The sequence below is a fragment of the Amycolatopsis sp. FBCC-B4732 genome (genome assembly GCF_023008405.1).
Classification (GTDB): domain Bacteria; phylum Actinomycetota; class Actinomycetes; order Mycobacteriales; family Pseudonocardiaceae; genus Amycolatopsis; species Amycolatopsis pretoriensis_A.
The window spans coordinates 8358155-8371420 of the sequence record NZ_CP095376.1; the positions used below are offsets into that span (position 1 = coordinate 8358155).

15 protein-coding genes and 1 tRNA gene are annotated in these 13266 nt (G+C 70.1%); 11 read left to right on the forward strand and 5 right to left on the reverse strand.

Features of this window, described 5'->3' with window-relative positions; all coding sequences use genetic code 11:
* Positions 1 to 244 precede the first annotated feature (244 nt).
* Positions 245 to 805, reverse strand: a complete 561-nt coding sequence (mug, locus tag MUY14_RS37575) for a G/U mismatch-specific DNA glycosylase (protein WP_247016595.1) — start codon at positions 803 to 805, stop codon at positions 245 to 247.
* 140 nt (positions 806 to 945) lie between these two features.
* On the opposite strand from mug, the gene MUY14_RS37580 reads away from it, so the two are divergent.
* A complete protein-coding gene (locus tag MUY14_RS37580) occupies positions 946 to 1416 on the forward strand; it encodes a hypothetical protein (RefSeq protein ID WP_247016597.1) in 471 nt (156 codons plus the stop codon).
* 183 nt (positions 1417 to 1599) lie between these two features.
* Here MUY14_RS37580 and MUY14_RS37585 read toward each other — a convergent pair whose 3' ends face one another.
* Positions 1600 to 2244, reverse strand: coding sequence for a VanZ family protein (locus MUY14_RS37585; protein ID WP_247016600.1), 645 nt, complete (start codon positions 2242 to 2244; stop codon positions 1600 to 1602).
* A 223-nt stretch (positions 2245 to 2467) separates the two neighbouring features.
* On the opposite strand from MUY14_RS37585, the gene MUY14_RS37590 reads away from it, so the two are divergent.
* The 4 genes from MUY14_RS37590 to MUY14_RS37605 all read left to right on the forward strand — a co-directional run bounded on the left by MUY14_RS37590 (position 2468) and on the right by MUY14_RS37605 (position 6550).
* A complete protein-coding gene (locus MUY14_RS37590) occupies positions 2468 to 3547 on the forward strand; it encodes a Gfo/Idh/MocA family protein (protein WP_247016602.1) in 1080 nt (359 codons plus the stop codon).
* A gap of 51 nt (positions 3548 to 3598) precedes the next feature.
* Entirely contained in the window at positions 3599 to 4378 is a 780-nt protein-coding gene (locus tag MUY14_RS37595) for an alpha/beta fold hydrolase (protein ID WP_247016604.1), read from the forward strand.
* Positions 4379 to 4494: 116 nt separating this feature from the next.
* Positions 4495 to 6186 carry a bifunctional UDP-sugar hydrolase/5'-nucleotidase gene (locus MUY14_RS37600; RefSeq protein ID WP_247016606.1) on the forward strand — a complete coding sequence of 564 codons (1692 nt, stop codon included), beginning with the start codon at positions 4495 to 4497 and terminating at the stop codon, positions 6184 to 6186.
* A gap of 37 nt (positions 6187 to 6223) precedes the next feature.
* Complete coding sequence (locus MUY14_RS37605) at positions 6224 to 6550, forward strand: MmcQ/YjbR family DNA-binding protein (RefSeq protein ID WP_247016608.1); 327 nt, start codon at positions 6224 to 6226, stop codon at positions 6548 to 6550.
* Here MUY14_RS37605 and MUY14_RS37610 read toward each other — a convergent pair.
* Complete coding sequence (locus tag MUY14_RS37610) at positions 6543 to 7064, reverse strand: GNAT family N-acetyltransferase (protein ID WP_247016609.1); 522 nt, start codon at positions 7062 to 7064, stop codon at positions 6543 to 6545. The two genes, MUY14_RS37605 and MUY14_RS37610, sit on opposite strands and share 8 nt — an antisense overlap.
* A gap of 95 nt (positions 7065 to 7159) precedes the next feature.
* Here MUY14_RS37610 and MUY14_RS37615 point away from each other — a divergent pair, with 95 nt between their 5' ends.
* The 3 genes from MUY14_RS37615 (at position 7160) to MUY14_RS37625 (ending at position 9484) form a co-directional block, all read left to right on the forward strand.
* Positions 7160 to 7810 carry a hypothetical protein gene (locus MUY14_RS37615; protein ID WP_247016611.1) on the forward strand — a complete coding sequence of 217 codons (651 nt, stop codon included), beginning with the start codon at positions 7160 to 7162 and terminating at the stop codon, positions 7808 to 7810.
* A 100-nt stretch (positions 7811 to 7910) separates the two neighbouring features.
* Complete coding sequence (locus MUY14_RS37620) at positions 7911 to 8261, forward strand: YciI family protein (protein ID WP_247016613.1); 351 nt, start codon at positions 7911 to 7913, stop codon at positions 8259 to 8261.
* Positions 8258 to 9484: an RNA polymerase sigma factor gene (locus MUY14_RS37625; RefSeq protein ID WP_247016615.1), complete on the forward strand. Its 1227-nt coding sequence runs from the start codon at positions 8258 to 8260 to the stop codon at positions 9482 to 9484. Before MUY14_RS37620 ends, MUY14_RS37625 begins: the two co-directional genes overlap by 4 nt.
* On the opposite strand, the gene MUY14_RS37630 is transcribed toward MUY14_RS37625, so the two are convergent.
* A tRNA-Gly gene (locus MUY14_RS37630) sits at positions 9476 to 9546 on the reverse strand. The genes MUY14_RS37625 and MUY14_RS37630 overlap by 9 nt on opposite strands.
* A gap of 109 nt (positions 9547 to 9655) precedes the next feature.
* Between MUY14_RS37630 and MUY14_RS37635 the strand changes: the two genes are divergently transcribed.
* On the forward strand, positions 9656 to 10849 hold the full coding sequence (locus tag MUY14_RS37635) for an oxygenase MpaB family protein (RefSeq protein ID WP_247016617.1): 1194 nt from the start codon (positions 9656 to 9658) through the stop codon (positions 10847 to 10849).
* An 85-nt stretch (positions 10850 to 10934) separates the two neighbouring features.
* Positions 10935 to 11516, forward strand: coding sequence for a dCTP deaminase (gene dcd / locus MUY14_RS37640; RefSeq protein ID WP_086865668.1), 582 nt, complete (start codon positions 10935 to 10937; stop codon positions 11514 to 11516).
* Here dcd and MUY14_RS37645 read toward each other — a convergent pair.
* Positions 11513 to 12706: an NAD(P)/FAD-dependent oxidoreductase gene (locus MUY14_RS37645; RefSeq protein WP_247016619.1), complete on the reverse strand. Its 1194-nt coding sequence runs from the start codon at positions 12704 to 12706 to the stop codon at positions 11513 to 11515. The two genes, dcd and MUY14_RS37645, sit on opposite strands and share 4 nt — an antisense overlap.
* Before the next feature lie 73 nt (positions 12707 to 12779).
* On the opposite strand from MUY14_RS37645, the gene MUY14_RS37650 reads away from it, so the two are divergent.
* The gene (locus tag MUY14_RS37650; protein ID WP_247016621.1) at positions 12780 to 13250 is read left to right on the forward strand and encodes a MarR family transcriptional regulator; all 471 of its coding nucleotides are present in this window, start codon (positions 12780 to 12782) and stop codon (positions 13248 to 13250) included.
* The last annotated feature ends 16 nt before the right edge of the window (positions 13251 to 13266 follow it).

Here is a 13266-nt window from a genome sequence, read left to right on the forward strand (position 1 = left end):
GCTGTCGCTCCTGGGACGCCTCCCGGCATCGTCCGGTCCCCCCTGCCGGGACCGGGCCAAAAGTGACTCCTCCTGCTTGGTACGAGTCGCGATTGCGCAGCTCATGACGCCAATTCCCCCTCATGGCCCAACCGGCAGGTCACAGCAAACTCTCGGTAGAAAACGGTGCGACCGAGCTCGTGCGGTGGTTCTCCGGAGGACCCGACGGGGGTGTCGTTGCTACTGAGGGTGGCCCGCACGTCGTTCAACGATTTCGACGATCCCGGGATGCGGTCCGCAGCCGCCCGAACTCCTCCCCGAGCCCGGCGGGCGTCCAGTGCGCGTTGAGCCCGCTCGGGTTGGGCAGCACCCATACGTGGGTGTCCCCGATCCGGTGTTCCTGCGGCCCCACGCGAGCCTTCGGGAAGCCGAACGCGGTCCGGTAGGCGGTGATCCCGACGACGGCGAGCCACTCCGGCCGGTACTTCAGCACCTTGGCTGCGAGGAGCTGGCCGCCTTCACGTAGTTCGTCGTTGGTGAGTTCGTCGGCGCGGGCGGTGGTCCTCGCGACGACGTTGGTGATGCCGAGGCGGAGACCGAGGAGCTGCTCCTGTTCGCTGGGTTTGTAGAGGCGCGGGGTGAAGCCGCCGGCGTGGAGGGCGGGCCAGAAGCGGTTGCCGGGGCGGGCGAAGTGCTGCTTGAGCACGCCGGAGTAGAGGCCGGGGTTGATGCCGCAGAAGAGGACGTCGAGGCCGGGGGCGATGACGTCGGGGATGGTGGTGTCCTGGGCGGCGGCGAGTTGGTCCTTGGTGGGTCGGGTGCTCACGTAGCCAGTTTCGGGCACGGTTGGGTTATGGGGCTCACCGCGGACGGGTGTTCCGTCGATCTCTACCTGGTGCTGCCGCCTCAGGCGGACCGGGCCGGGTCACGCACCCGCTGCTGGAACTCGGCCATCCCGTGGTCGCCGTGGACGACTCGCCGGCGATGCTCGGGCACGTCCGCACCAAGACGGTGTGCGCGCGGATCGGCGACCTGGACCTCGGGCGGTCGTTCGATGCGGTGGTGCTGGGCAGTCATTTGATCGACGCTCCGCGCGAGGCGGACAGGCGCGCGATGCTCGTCGCGGCCCGGCGGCACCTCGCTCCCGCCGGGCGGCTGATCGTCGAATGGCATCCGCCGGGGTGGTTCGACACCGTCGCGTCCGGTCAGAGCGGGGTGATCGGCGAGGTGACGGTCGAGCTGGCCGACGTGGTCCGCGATGGCGATGTTCTGGCGGCGACGGTCCGGTATTCGGCGCGGGGACAACGGTGGGAGCAAGAGTTCACCTGCTGCCGGTTTTCGCTCGACGCGGCCTTGACCTCGGCCGATCTCGTCTTCGATAGCTGGCTCACTGCTGACCGGACTTGGTTCGCCGCGCGGGCTCGCCACCGGGGGTAGCGGATCACGCACAGACCTGCGTACCCTGTGTGATCTCCCGCACAGCGTCGTACCGAGGAGGATTTCGTGCAGCTTCCGCTCATCCTCGGACTGGTCGCGCTCGTCCTGGCCGTGGCCGCGCTCGTCGTCGTCCTCGAGGATCGCCGAGCCGCCAAACGAGCCGCACTCCAGCGGAAAGCCCGGCTAACGCGTCTGGGCGAAGTGGATCCGCTCGCGCCGAGCCGGCTGCACGCTGATCGTTGAACGCCTGCCGCGCAGCAGCGTGAGCAAGAGCGCTCCGAAGACCCAGCCGATGCCGGCGCCGAACGCGTTGTTCATGAGGTCGTCGACGTCGAAGATGCGGTAGACGTGCGGCGCCGTGCCGAAGTTCGCCGTGACCTGCGTGATCTCGATGAGCAGTGAGGCCGCGAAGCCGATCAGGGTCGTGCCGATCAGACCGCGGCGCCACAGGATCCGGGCGAACACCCCCAGCGGCACGAACAGCAGCACGTTCAGGCACGCCTGCTGGAACGTCTGCGTCGTGAACCACTGCGACAGCGGCTCCCCGTGCTTCAGCAGCTCCGTGTGGATGTCAGTGATCCACTGGAACGGGTGCAGCTGCACCGTCTGCGCCAGCCGGCGGGTGCCGGGGCCGGGCAGCGGGAGGAAGACGACCGCCAGAGTCATGCACGTGTAGAACAGCACCGCCGCGGTCGTGGCGATGCCGCGCAGGCGCAGGCCGCCGTAGCGGGCGAGCTGGGTGAGCAGCTGCGGCACCAGCACCACGGTCCACAGCGCCAAGAAGCCGATGAAGCCGTACTGCAGGGCCGTGACCTGTGCGTTCGTCATGCCGTCGACGTTATGGATCTTGACCCTCGCGGCGCTTCGGTCGAAGAGCCGGACGGCCCGGACCGCCATCGGCCACTTGGCCGACCCCGTTACGGGCCGATCGGCCGGGTGTCGGACGTGGCCGAAGTCATTCAGGGATAACCGGATGCGTCTTGCGCCGACCCGGGAATGCCAACGACGCTTCGCACGTCGGAGTGTTGTGCGGGCAACGAAAGGAACGCTCATGGCACCGATCCGGGTCGGCATCGTCGGGCTCAGCGCGAACGGCGGCTGGGCCGCGACCGCGCACGTGCCCGCGCTGGCCGCGGTCGAGGGCTACGAGCTGCGCGCGCTCAGCGGGAGCAGCGCCGAGTCGGCGCGGGTGGCCGGGGAGAAGTACGGCGTGCCGCTGACCTTCGGCGACGCCGGGGAACTCGCCCGGCACCCGGAGGTCGACCTGGTCGTCGTGGCGGTGAAGGTGTCCGAGCACCGGGCGCTCATCGAGCCCGCGCTGGCCGCGGGCAAGCAGGTGCTGAGCGAGTGGCCGCTGGGCGTCGGCCTGGCCGAAACGCGGGCGCTCGCCGAAGCCGCGAAGACCGGGCAGACCGCCGTCGGTCTGCAGGGGCGGTCCGCGCCGGCGTTGCGCTACCTGCGTGACCTCATCAAGGACGGCTACGTCGGCCGCGTGCTTTCGACGTCGCTGATCGCTTCGGGCGCGAACTGGGGGCCGAGCGTCCGCGCCGGGCGGGACTACCAGCTGCACCCCGAGGGTGGGGCCACCATGCTGACCATCCCGTTCGCGCACACCGTCGACGCGCTCGACATGGTGCTCGGCGGCTTCACCGAGCTGTCCGCGACGATGGCGACCGTCCGGTCGCGCGTGCGCGACGAGGTCACCGGCGACTCGGTCGCGATGACCGCGCCGGACCAGATCGCCGTCACCGGGGTGCTGGCCGGCGGCGCGGTCGCGTCGCTGCACCTGCGCGGCGGGACGTCACCCGTCACGGACTTCCACTGGGAGGTCAACGGCACCGAGGGCACGCTGGTCGTCGAGGCCGCCGACCCGCTCTTCTGGATCGCGAAGCTGACGCTGCGGGGCAGCCGGACGGGCACGCTGGAGAAGCTGACCGTGCCGGCGCGCTACGAGCTCCCGCAGCTGGCCGGGCGCAGCGCCGAGCCGTCGTACAACGTCGCGCACGCTTACGCGCGGCACCTCAAGGGCGACCTGCCGGACTTCGCGCACGCCGTGCGCGTGCACCGGGTGCTCGACGCCGTCCAGCGGTCCGCCGACACCGGGACGCGGATTCACCCGGACGCAGAGTAACTGTTACCGGCGGTTGTAGCTTTTCCGCCGGGCTCAACTTACTCTCGGGTAATGGACGACGTTGTCTACGACCGTGAGGGCCGGGGCGAGCCGCTGGTCCTGATCCACGGCATCGGCCACCGCCGTCAGGCCTGGGCGCCGGTGGTCCCGCTGCTCACGCCGCACCGTGACGTCATCGCCGTCGACCTGCCCGGCTTCGGCGAATCGCCCGAGCCGTCCGGCGGTTACGGCGTCGAACCCGCGCTGGTCATGTTCAAGGAGCTCTTCACCGAGCTGGGTCTCGACCGGCCGCACGTCGCCGGCAACTCGCTCGGCGGGCTGCTGTCGCTGGCGCTCGGCCAGGCCGGGCTCGTCCGCAGCGTCACGGCGTTGTCGCCGGCCGGGCTGTGGAACCGGCGTCAGAAGGTGTACGCGATCGCCACGCTCAAAGCGCACCGCGCGCTCGCCCAACGCACCCCGCCGCACGTCGTGCGCCGCATCGCCGCGACGGCCGCCGGGCGCAAGGCGCTGACCGGGATGATCGTCGGGAAGCCGGCGCTGCTGACCCCGGACGCCGTCGTCGAGGACGCCCACGCGCTCGCGTCCGCGCCCGGCTTCGAGCCCACCGCCGCCGAGTCTCGCGGGGACTTCCGCTTCACCGGCCCGGTCACCGGCGTCCCGGTGACGATCGCGTGGGCCGCGCACGACCGGATCCTCGCCCGCCCCCGCGTCGCCGACCTGCGGAAGGTCGCTCCGAACGGGACGTTCCGGTTGCTGCCCGGCTGCGGGCACGTGCCGATGAACGACGACCCGGCACTCGTCGCGAGGGTGCTGCTCGACGGAAGCCGTTAGGTGACATTCGCTTTACGTCCGTCTTTTGACCCTGGTAGCTGACTCTTCCGCGAGGCAGAATCCTCCGCCGTGCGCCCGTTCGGGGACCCTGGGCGCGAATCGGAGGAAGAACACTCATGAGGCTTTCAACCCGGCTCGCGGTGTTCGCCGCGGCCGCGCTGGCGACGACGGCGGTGACCACCGCACCCGCGTCCGCGGGCCAGCGCCCGGACCCCACCACCGACGTCCGGATCATCGGGTTCAACGACCTGCACGGCAACCTCGAGCCGCCGTCCGGCTCCAGCGGCCGGGTCGTGCAGTCGGACGGGACCACAGTGGACGCCGGTGGCGCCGCTTACCTGGCCACGCACGTGAAGCAGCTCCGCGCGCAGGTGCGCAACTCGTTCGTCGTGTCCGCCGGGGACAACATCGGCGCGTCGCCGGTGGTCTCGGCGCTGTTCCACGACGAGCCGACCGTCGACTTCCTCGACATGCTGGGCGTCGACGCGTCCGTCGTCGGCAACCACGAGTTCGACGAAGGCTACAAGGAACTGCAGCGCATGCAGTTCGGCGGCTGCCACCCGACCGACGGGTGCCAGTTCGAGAAGACCTTCAAGGGTGCGAAGTTCCCGTTCCTCGGGTCCAATGTGTACTTCACCAACGGCCTGCCCGCGCTGTTGCCGTTCACCGTCAAGTTCGAGGGCGGCGTGCCGGTCGGCGTCATCGGGGCCACGCTGAAGGACCTGCCGTCCGTCGTCACGCCGGAGGCGATCAAGGGCCTGAAGTTCGGCGACGAGGTCGAGGCGATCAACCGCACCTCGAACCTGCTCGACTTCTTCGGCGTCAAGGCCCAGGTCGTGCTCATGCACCAGGGTGACGGCACCGAGGTCGAGGGCCCGAACGACTGCAAGCTGCGCCCCGGCCCGGCCGCCGCGATCGCGGCCGCGGTGACGCCGAAGGTCGACGCGTTCTTCACCGGGCACAGCCACCAGCAGTACAACTGCGTGATCAACGACCCGGCGGGCCAGCCGCGGCCGGTCATCCAGGGCTCGTCCTTCGGCCGCCTGCTTTCGGTGGTGGACCTGAAGATCAGCACCAAGACGCGGGACGTCGTGCGGTCGCAGACCAAGGCGTTCAACGAGATCGTCACCCGCACGGTCACCCCGGACCCGGCCGTCGCGGCGCTGGTCGCCGACGCCAAGACGAAGTCGGGCCCGATCGCGAACAAGCAGGTCGGCACCATCACCGCGGACCTGCCGGCGGCGGGCAACGCGGCCGGTGAGTCCCCGCTCGGCGACGTCATCGCCGACGCGCAGCTCGCGGGCACGCAGTCGAACAACGCCGTCATCGCGATCACCAACCCGGGCGGCATCCGCGCCGACCTGACCTACAAGTCGTCCCCGAACAACGAGGGCGACGGCGTGGTGACCTACGGCGAGGCGTTCACCGTCCAGCCGTTCGCGAACATCATGCAGACGATCACGCTGACCGGCGCGAACCTGAAGAACGTGCTGGAACAGCAGTGGCAGGGCACGACCACGCGCATCCTGCAGATCTCGAGCTCGGTGCACTACAGCTACTCGGCGTCCGCGCCGCAGGGCTCGCGGGTTTCGAACATCACCGTGAACGGCACGCCGGTCGACCCGGCGGCGACGTTCCGCGTGTCGGTGAACAACTTCCTCGCCGCCGGCGGGGACGGGTTCGCCGAGTTCACCAAGGGCACGAACCTGGCCGGCGGACCGGTGGACCTGGACGCGCTGATCGCGTACCTGGGCGCCCACCCGAACCTGGCCCCGCCCGCGGCGGACCGGATCACCCAGCTGCCGTAGTCCGGTTCTTCCAAGACTCCGGGTCGACAATGGACCCATGACGACTTGGGAAGACGTCGTCCGCCTGGCCTCGGCACTGCCCGAGGTCGAGGCGGCGACCTGGTACCGCACGCCCGCGCTGAAGGTGGCGGGCAAGGGGTTCGCGCGGCTGCGCACCGAGGCCGAGGGCGGCCTGGTCGTGATGTGCGGACTCGACGAGAAGGCCGCGTTGCTGGATTCCGGCGACGCGGCCTTCTTCACGACCCCGCACTACGACGGCTCCGGTTCGATCATCGTCGACCTCGAGCGGGTCGACGTCGATCAGCTGCGTGAGCTGCTCGAAGAAGCGTGGCGGCGGAAGGCACCGCGCCGGCTGCTCACTTGAGTTCGCCGCGCAGCATGCTCATCAGGATCATGTCGTGCCGGGTGCCGTCGGCGGCGACGAACGCTTCGCGGTGGCGGCCGTCTTCGCTGAAGCCGACCTTGCGGTAGACGTGGCGCGCGCGTTCGTTCTCCGCGACCACCCAGAGCGTGATCATGTGCAGCCGCATGTGGTTGAAGCCGTAGCGGCACATCAGGCGCAGCGCCTCGGTGCCGTAGCCGCCGTTGCGGTACTCGGCGTCACCTATGTAGATGTCCAGCTCGGCGTTGCCGACCTCGGGCACGGCGTCCCGGAGGTCGACGATGCCGATCAGCTTGCCGTCGGCCTCGATGCCGAGCACGACGAGTTCGTAGTTGTTGACCGGGCGTTCCGCCGCGTGCTTGCGGAGCTGCGCGAGCGACCGCGGGTAGCCGGTGTTCATCCACCGGCCGACCTCGGGGTCGCTGCCCCACGGATGGATCCGGTCGGCGTCTTCCGGCTCGAGCGCGCGCAGCCGGACCAGGTCACCTTCGAGCATGTCGTTCATGGTGCCGGAACCGGCGGCGGGGTTCGCGCGATTTTCGGGTGACCCCGGATCTGCGCGCCGGGTACCCCGATGGTGGGATATGGCGCATGTCGACCGCATGGCCGTTGCGCCAGGACCCGGAAGCGCCGGTGATCATCGCACTGGCACTGGTCAACGACCCGGACGCGCTGGGGTTCGTCGTCCTGGACGACGAGGACGACTTCTTCATCAGCGACGGCACCGAGCTGTCCGATGACGTCGTCGTCAACCGCGAGAGCTTCGGCAAGATGTCGCTGCGCGAAGCCGTCGAACTGCTGCCGCAGCTGGGCGCGCTCGCGGAGGTGCCGATGGGCATGGCCGCCGACTGGGACCCCGAGCGCCGCACGTGGCTGCTGTCGTCGGTGACCGGTTCCGACGACGAGGACGAGGACATCCGGTTGCTGGCCGAGCGCCGCGCGGCCTGGAAGTTCGAAGGCTCGCCGGACGACGAAGCCCAGATCAGCAGCGGCCTGACCGAGATCCCGACCGGTCCGCAGCAGCCGGCGCGCGCGGTCCGCCAGGTCGTCCGCGAGCAGGACGGCACGTGGCTGTTCGTCGGCTTCGAGGTCCCGGAGGCGGAAGACTTCGAGGTCGAAGGCCTGGAGCTGGAGCACGTCGCGAACCTGTACCCGGACGTCCGGACGGTGCTGAAGGCCGCGCCCGGCCAGGTCTACGACCGCGCCACGCCGGACAGCGAGTGGGAGCTCGTCGAAGGCTGAGAAAAAAGTCCGGCGCGGTTGTCCAGGCGACGTCCGCGCCGTTCGTCCTTACAGTGAGAGCCGGCGATCGGCGCCGGTCAGGACTCTGTGAGGAGCAGTCATGCCCCAGTACGCCGCGATCATCTACGCCTCCGACGTCGACCCGACCAAGCCCGAGTCCGCGGACATGATGAAGGACTACAACGAGTTCCACGAGGGCGCCCAAGCCGTCATCCGCGGCGGCGCGGCGCTGTACCCGACGGCCACCGCGACGACGGTCCGCGTCACCGGCGGCAAGGGCGGCGACATCGTCACGAGCGACGGCCCGTACGCGGAGACGAAGGAAGCCCTGACCGGCTTCTACCTGCTCGAATGCGCCGACCTCGACGAGGCCGTGAAGCGCGCGGCGCAGATCCCGGGCGCGTGGGACGGCGCCATCGAAGTCCGGCCGGTCGTCGACTTCGGCCAGTGACCGGCGCCGGGGACGCGGTCGCGCGGCTGGTCCGGGACGAGGGCACCCGGGTACTGGCCACGCTGGTCCGCGTCACCGGCAGCGTCGACCTGGCCGAAGACGCGGTGCAGGACGCCGTCGTGCGCGCCCTCGAGACGTGGCCGCGCGACGGCGTCCCGGCCAACCCCCGCGGCTGGCTCCTGGTGGCGGCCCGCCGCCGCGCGGTCGACGTCGTCCGCCGCGAAGCGAAGCGCCTCGGGAAGGAGGCGGACGCGATGCCTGCTTTCGACCCGTACCCCGACCCGCTCTCGGTCCGCGACGACCTGCTGCGGCTGGTGTTCACGTGCTGCCACCCGGCGTTGTCGCTGGACGCCCAGGTGGCGCTGGCGCTGCGGACCCTCGGCGGGCTGTCGACCGCGGAGGTGGCCCGCGGGCTGCTGGTCCCCGAAGCGACGATGGCGAAGCGCCTGACGCGCGCGAAGCAGAAGATCGCCACCGCCCGGATCCCGTACCGGGTGCCGTCTCCCGCGGAGTTGCCCCTGCGCCTTTCCGGCGTCGCGGCGACGGTGTACTTGATCTTCAACGAGGGTTACACAGGCCGCGTTTCACTGCTCGACGAAGCCGTCCGGCTGGCGCGCCTGCTGGCTTCCCTGATGCCGGACGAGCCGACGGCGCTGGGGCTGCTGGCCCTGGTACTGCTGCAGGACGCCCGCCGCCCGGCCCGGTTTTCGTCGGGGACGCCGGTGCTGCTGGCCGACCAGGACCGTTCGGCGTGGAACTTCGAGCTGATCAAGGAGGGCGTCGAGCTGGTGGGCACCGGCCTCCGCCGCACGCCGTCGGCGCCCAACCCGTACGTGGTCCAGGCAGCGATCGCGGCCTGCCACGACCTGTCCCGCTCGTACGCGGAGACGAACTGGAACGCGGTGATTTCCTGGTACGACGTGTTGCTGTCGGTCCAGGACACCCCGGTGGTGAAGTTGAACCGCGCGGCGGCGGTGGCGGAACGGGACGGACCGTCGGTGGCACTGGCTTTGGTGGACGGGCTGCCGGATTTGGCGGATTACCCGTGGTGGCACGCTTCGCGCGCGGAGTTGTTGCACCGCATGGGTTCGCCGTCGGCCGTTGCTGCTTGGGAGCGGGCGGTGGAAACGGGATTGCCCGACGCGCACGCGGCTCAATTGCGAAGCCGGATAGAAAGCGAAAACCCCGGACAAAACGTCCGGGGTTTCGGTGAGAGCGGATGACGGGAATCGAACCCGCGTATTCAGCTTGGGAAGCTGATGTTCTACCATTGAACTACATCCGCAGTGCGTCGCCAGCATACACGGCGGCGTGATCCCCTTGTCCAGACCCCTCCTCCTTGACGTCGGCGCCGCAAGTGACAACACTTGTTGTCGACCTCGGAGGTGAGCGGCGTGGAGGATCCCGAACTGTTCCGCCAGGGTGGGTTCCGGCTCGCGTCGCGGCTGTTCGTCGGTGGCGATATCCGCGGGGACGAGCGGCAGGTGGCTCGGCTGCGGGAGTTCGCGCAGGTGCAGGACCGGCTCGCGGACGACGTCGTCGCCTGGATGGCTCGGCAGCCGAAGGGGCAGGGGCGGCGGCTCTTCGAGGACGCGCTCCGCGACAGGGTCGAGGCGCCCGGGCCGCTCAAGGACTTCTTCGACCAGGTGAACGCCAAGCCGTACTGGGTCGATGACGAACGGGTCGAGCGTGGGGCGCGGGCCATCACGCGGGCCGGGTTGCTGGGGCTCTTCCCGCTCGGGGACATGTCGCTGATGGGCGGTTACCTCGCCTCTCGCGCGACGAAAGCGCTGGTCGGGACCGGAGAAATCGAGTACCGGGCCACGCGGCGGCTCGTCGAGACCGCGGCCTGGTGGATCGACGTCACCACGCCCGGGGCGCTCAAGCACGGTGAGCCGGGGTACGCCGCCGCGCTGCGGATCCGCGTTGTGCACGCCCACGTGCGCGCCGCCATGAACGGGCGGGACGACTGGGACTACGCCGCTTGGGATCGGCCCGTCAACCAGGTGCAGACCGCCGGGACGCTGCTGCTCTTCTCGCTCGTCTACGTCTTCGGCACGCAGCTGCTCGGTCTTCGCTACTCCGCTCGCGAGCGCGGCGACATCCTGCACCTCTGGCGGTACATCGGGTGGCTCATGGGCGTCGACGACGAGCTGCTGCCGACCTCCGAAGAGGACGCCTGGCGCCTGTTGTGGCTGCTCGCCGCCACCGAGTTCATCCCGGACGACGACTCCAAGCGGCTCGCCAAGGCGCTCGTCGAGGCCAACGCCGCCGTCGGTGAGGGGCGCGGGGCCGTCGGGAAGGTCCTGTCGCACGTCTCCGTCGCCGTGCACTCCTCGATCAGCCGGCTCGTGCTCGGGAAGACCAACGCCGACTTCCTCGAGCTCCCGAACGATCCCGTCGCGCAGGCCGCGATCGTCGCCGTGGCCGGGGTCAACTTCGCCGCCGAGACCGTGCGGCGGCTCATCCCGGGTGCCACCGCGCTGCAGGAGCGGATCGGGTGTGCCGGGCGCCGCGGGTACGTGAAGCGGCTCGAGAAGATCTTCGCGCCCGATACCTCCTACGCGCAGCACATGCGGGTGGCCTGAGCAGGCTTTCGGGGGTCCGGGTGGCAGAGCCCCCGGCTCGGGGCGGAGCCCCGGATGTCACAGCCCACCGGATAGGCTGCCGGGCGTGCTGCTCAGTGACCGTGACCTCCGCAAAGAGCTCGACGCCGGCCGGCTCGGCATCGACCCCTTCGACGCCGGCATGGTCCAGCCGTCGAGCATCGACGTCCGGCTCGACCGGTTCTTCCGCGTCTTCGACAACAGCAAGTACACCCACATCGACCCGCAGCTGCAGCAGGACGAGCTGACGTCGCTGGTGGAGAAGGAAGGCGACGAGCCCTTCGTGCTGCACCCGGGCGAGTTCGTCCTCGGCTCGACCTACGAGCTCGTCACGCTGGCCGACGACCTGGCCGGCCGCCTCGAGGGCAAGTCCTCGCTCGGCCGGCTCGGGCTGCTCACGCACTCGACCGCCGGGTTCATCGACCCCGGCTTCTCCGGGCACATCACGCTCGAGCTGTCGAACGTGGCGAACCTGCCGATCACGCTCTGGCCGGGCATGAAGATCGGCCAGCTCTGCATCTTCCGCCTGTCCAGCGCGGCCGAGCACCCGTACGGCTCCACCGAAGCCGGGTCCCGCTACCAGGGGCAGCGCGGCCCGACCCCGAGCCGGGCGTACAAGAACTTCCACCGCGTCGACACCTGGCGCTAGACCGCGATCTTCTCGGCCCAGTCGATGCGGTGGTCCCACATGAAGGCGTTCGGGTCCTCGTCGAACGGCTTCGAGAACGCCCGCTTGATGAAGAAGTCGCGCACCACGCGGCCGACCGGGCCGATCACCTTGTCGTCGCCGTTGCGCTTGCCGGCCGCGACTACCGCTTCGACGCGCTCGCGCCGCAGGCCCTCGTAGGTGGCGAGGGCCTGCGAGACGTCCGGCACGTCCCGGAGGCATTTGCCCAGCGTGACGGCGTCTTCGATGGCCATCGACGCGCCCTGGCCCGCCGCCGGTGAGGTCGCGTGCGCCGCGTCGCCGATGATCACCATGCGGCCGCGGTGCCAGACCGGGACCGACGGGAAGTCGTACGTCGGCCACGCGGGGTAGATCTCCCGCGTGGCGCGGATGATCCCGGTGGCCGGCGTCCGGTCGCGGGACACCAGGTGCAGGAGCTCGGCGCGCAGCTTCTCGCCGGCGAGCGCGGCCAGCTCGGACGCGGTCGGCTCGGTCTTGCGGGCCGGGTTGGCGAACCACCAGACGCGGCCGTCCGGGCTGACGACGTGGCAGAAGAACACGCGCTTGCCGAACACCATGTTCAGCACCCCGGGCTCGTCCGGCAGGGACAGGCCTTCGGCGAACCCGCCGGTGTTGAGCAGCGGGACGTACCGCGGCGACGGCGCGGCCGGGTCGATGATCGTGCGGACCCGCGAGCGGAGGCCGTCGGCGCCGATCAGGAGGTCGCCTTCCGCGTGCGAGCCGTCGGAGAAGTCGGCTCTGACGTGCGATTCCGCCTGACCCGCGCCGATCAGCCGCTTGCCGTACTCGGCGTGGATGCCGCGCCGGGCGGCCTCGTCGCGCAGGGCGACGTAGAGCTCGGAACGCAGGACGGTCTGGCTCACCGTGCCGTCCGAAAGCGTGCCGCCGAGCGGGAATTCGGCGAGCCGGGTGCCGTCGCCGAGCCCGATCGACATCCGCGGCGAGTCGAAGCCGGTGCGCCGGACGACGTCCTTCAAGCCGAGCGGGAGCAGCGCGTCCAGGCCGTTCACCGCCAGGGTCAGGAACGCGCCGACGCCCTCCGCGCCCCGGTCGTACGCCTCGAACAGCAGCGGCTCGTGCCCGGCTTCGTGCAGCGCGATGGCCGTGATCGTGCCCGCGATGCCGCCCCCGATGATCAGTGCCCGTGTCATCTCGTTCGTCCCCTCGAATCTCTTAGAAACTAATTCGTTCTGTCGAACTAAAGAGTGCGCTAGGCTGACGGCCGTGTCAAGCGAGCGTGCGCACCTGGTCGAGAAAGTCCTGCTCAGGTCGCGGGAGCTGTCGACCGAGACGGTCATGTTCCACACGGCGATCTCCGAGACCCGCGGGCTGTCGGCGGTGGAGAGCAAGGTCCTCGACTACCTCGCGCGGTTCGGGCCGCAGACGCCGAAGGAGCTCGCGCGCCTGTCCGGGCTCGCGCCCGCGTCCGTGACGGCGATGGTCGACCGGCTGGAGCGCAAGGGCATCGTCGACCGCCGCCCGCACCCCGACGACCGCCGCCGGGTGCTGATCGCGCTGGACGAGCAGGCCATCGCGAGCGGCGTGCACCTGTGGGACCACCTGGTCAAGGGCATGTACGAGCTCTGCGACCGCTACACCGACGACGAACTCCGGACCGTCATCGGCTTCGTCGAGGCGGCGACGACCCTCACCCACGAGTCGACGGCGAAGCTGACGGAATCCACGAACGAGTGAGTTTGAAGGCGTAAAC

Excerpts from the sequence above, each read along its gene's own strand:
- MUY14_RS37600 (WP_247016606.1), top strand. The coding sequence starts at position 4,495 with ATGAGGCTTTCAACCCGGCTCGCGGTGTTCGCCGCGGCCGCGCTGGCG.
- MUY14_RS37645 (WP_247016619.1), bottom strand. The coding sequence starts at position 12,706 with ATGACACGGGCACTGATCATCGGGGGCGGCATCGCGGGCACGATCACG.
- MUY14_RS37595 (WP_247016604.1), top strand. The coding sequence starts at position 3,599 with ATGGACGACGTTGTCTACGACCGTGAGGGCCGGGGCGAGCCGCTGGTC.
- MUY14_RS37605 (WP_247016608.1), top strand. The coding sequence starts at position 6,224 with ATGACGACTTGGGAAGACGTCGTCCGCCTGGCCTCGGCACTGCCCGAG.
- MUY14_RS37590 (WP_247016602.1), top strand. The coding sequence starts at position 2,468 with ATGGCACCGATCCGGGTCGGCATCGTCGGGCTCAGCGCGAACGGCGGC.
- MUY14_RS37585 (WP_247016600.1), bottom strand. The coding sequence starts at position 2,244 with ATGACGAACGCACAGGTCACGGCCCTGCAGTACGGCTTCATCGGCTTC.
- MUY14_RS37615 (WP_247016611.1), top strand. The coding sequence starts at position 7,160 with ATGTCGACCGCATGGCCGTTGCGCCAGGACCCGGAAGCGCCGGTGATC.
- MUY14_RS37610 (WP_247016609.1), bottom strand. The coding sequence starts at position 7,064 with ATGCTCGAAGGTGACCTGGTCCGGCTGCGCGCGCTCGAGCCGGAAGAC.
- MUY14_RS37620 (WP_247016613.1), top strand. The coding sequence starts at position 7,911 with ATGCCCCAGTACGCCGCGATCATCTACGCCTCCGACGTCGACCCGACC.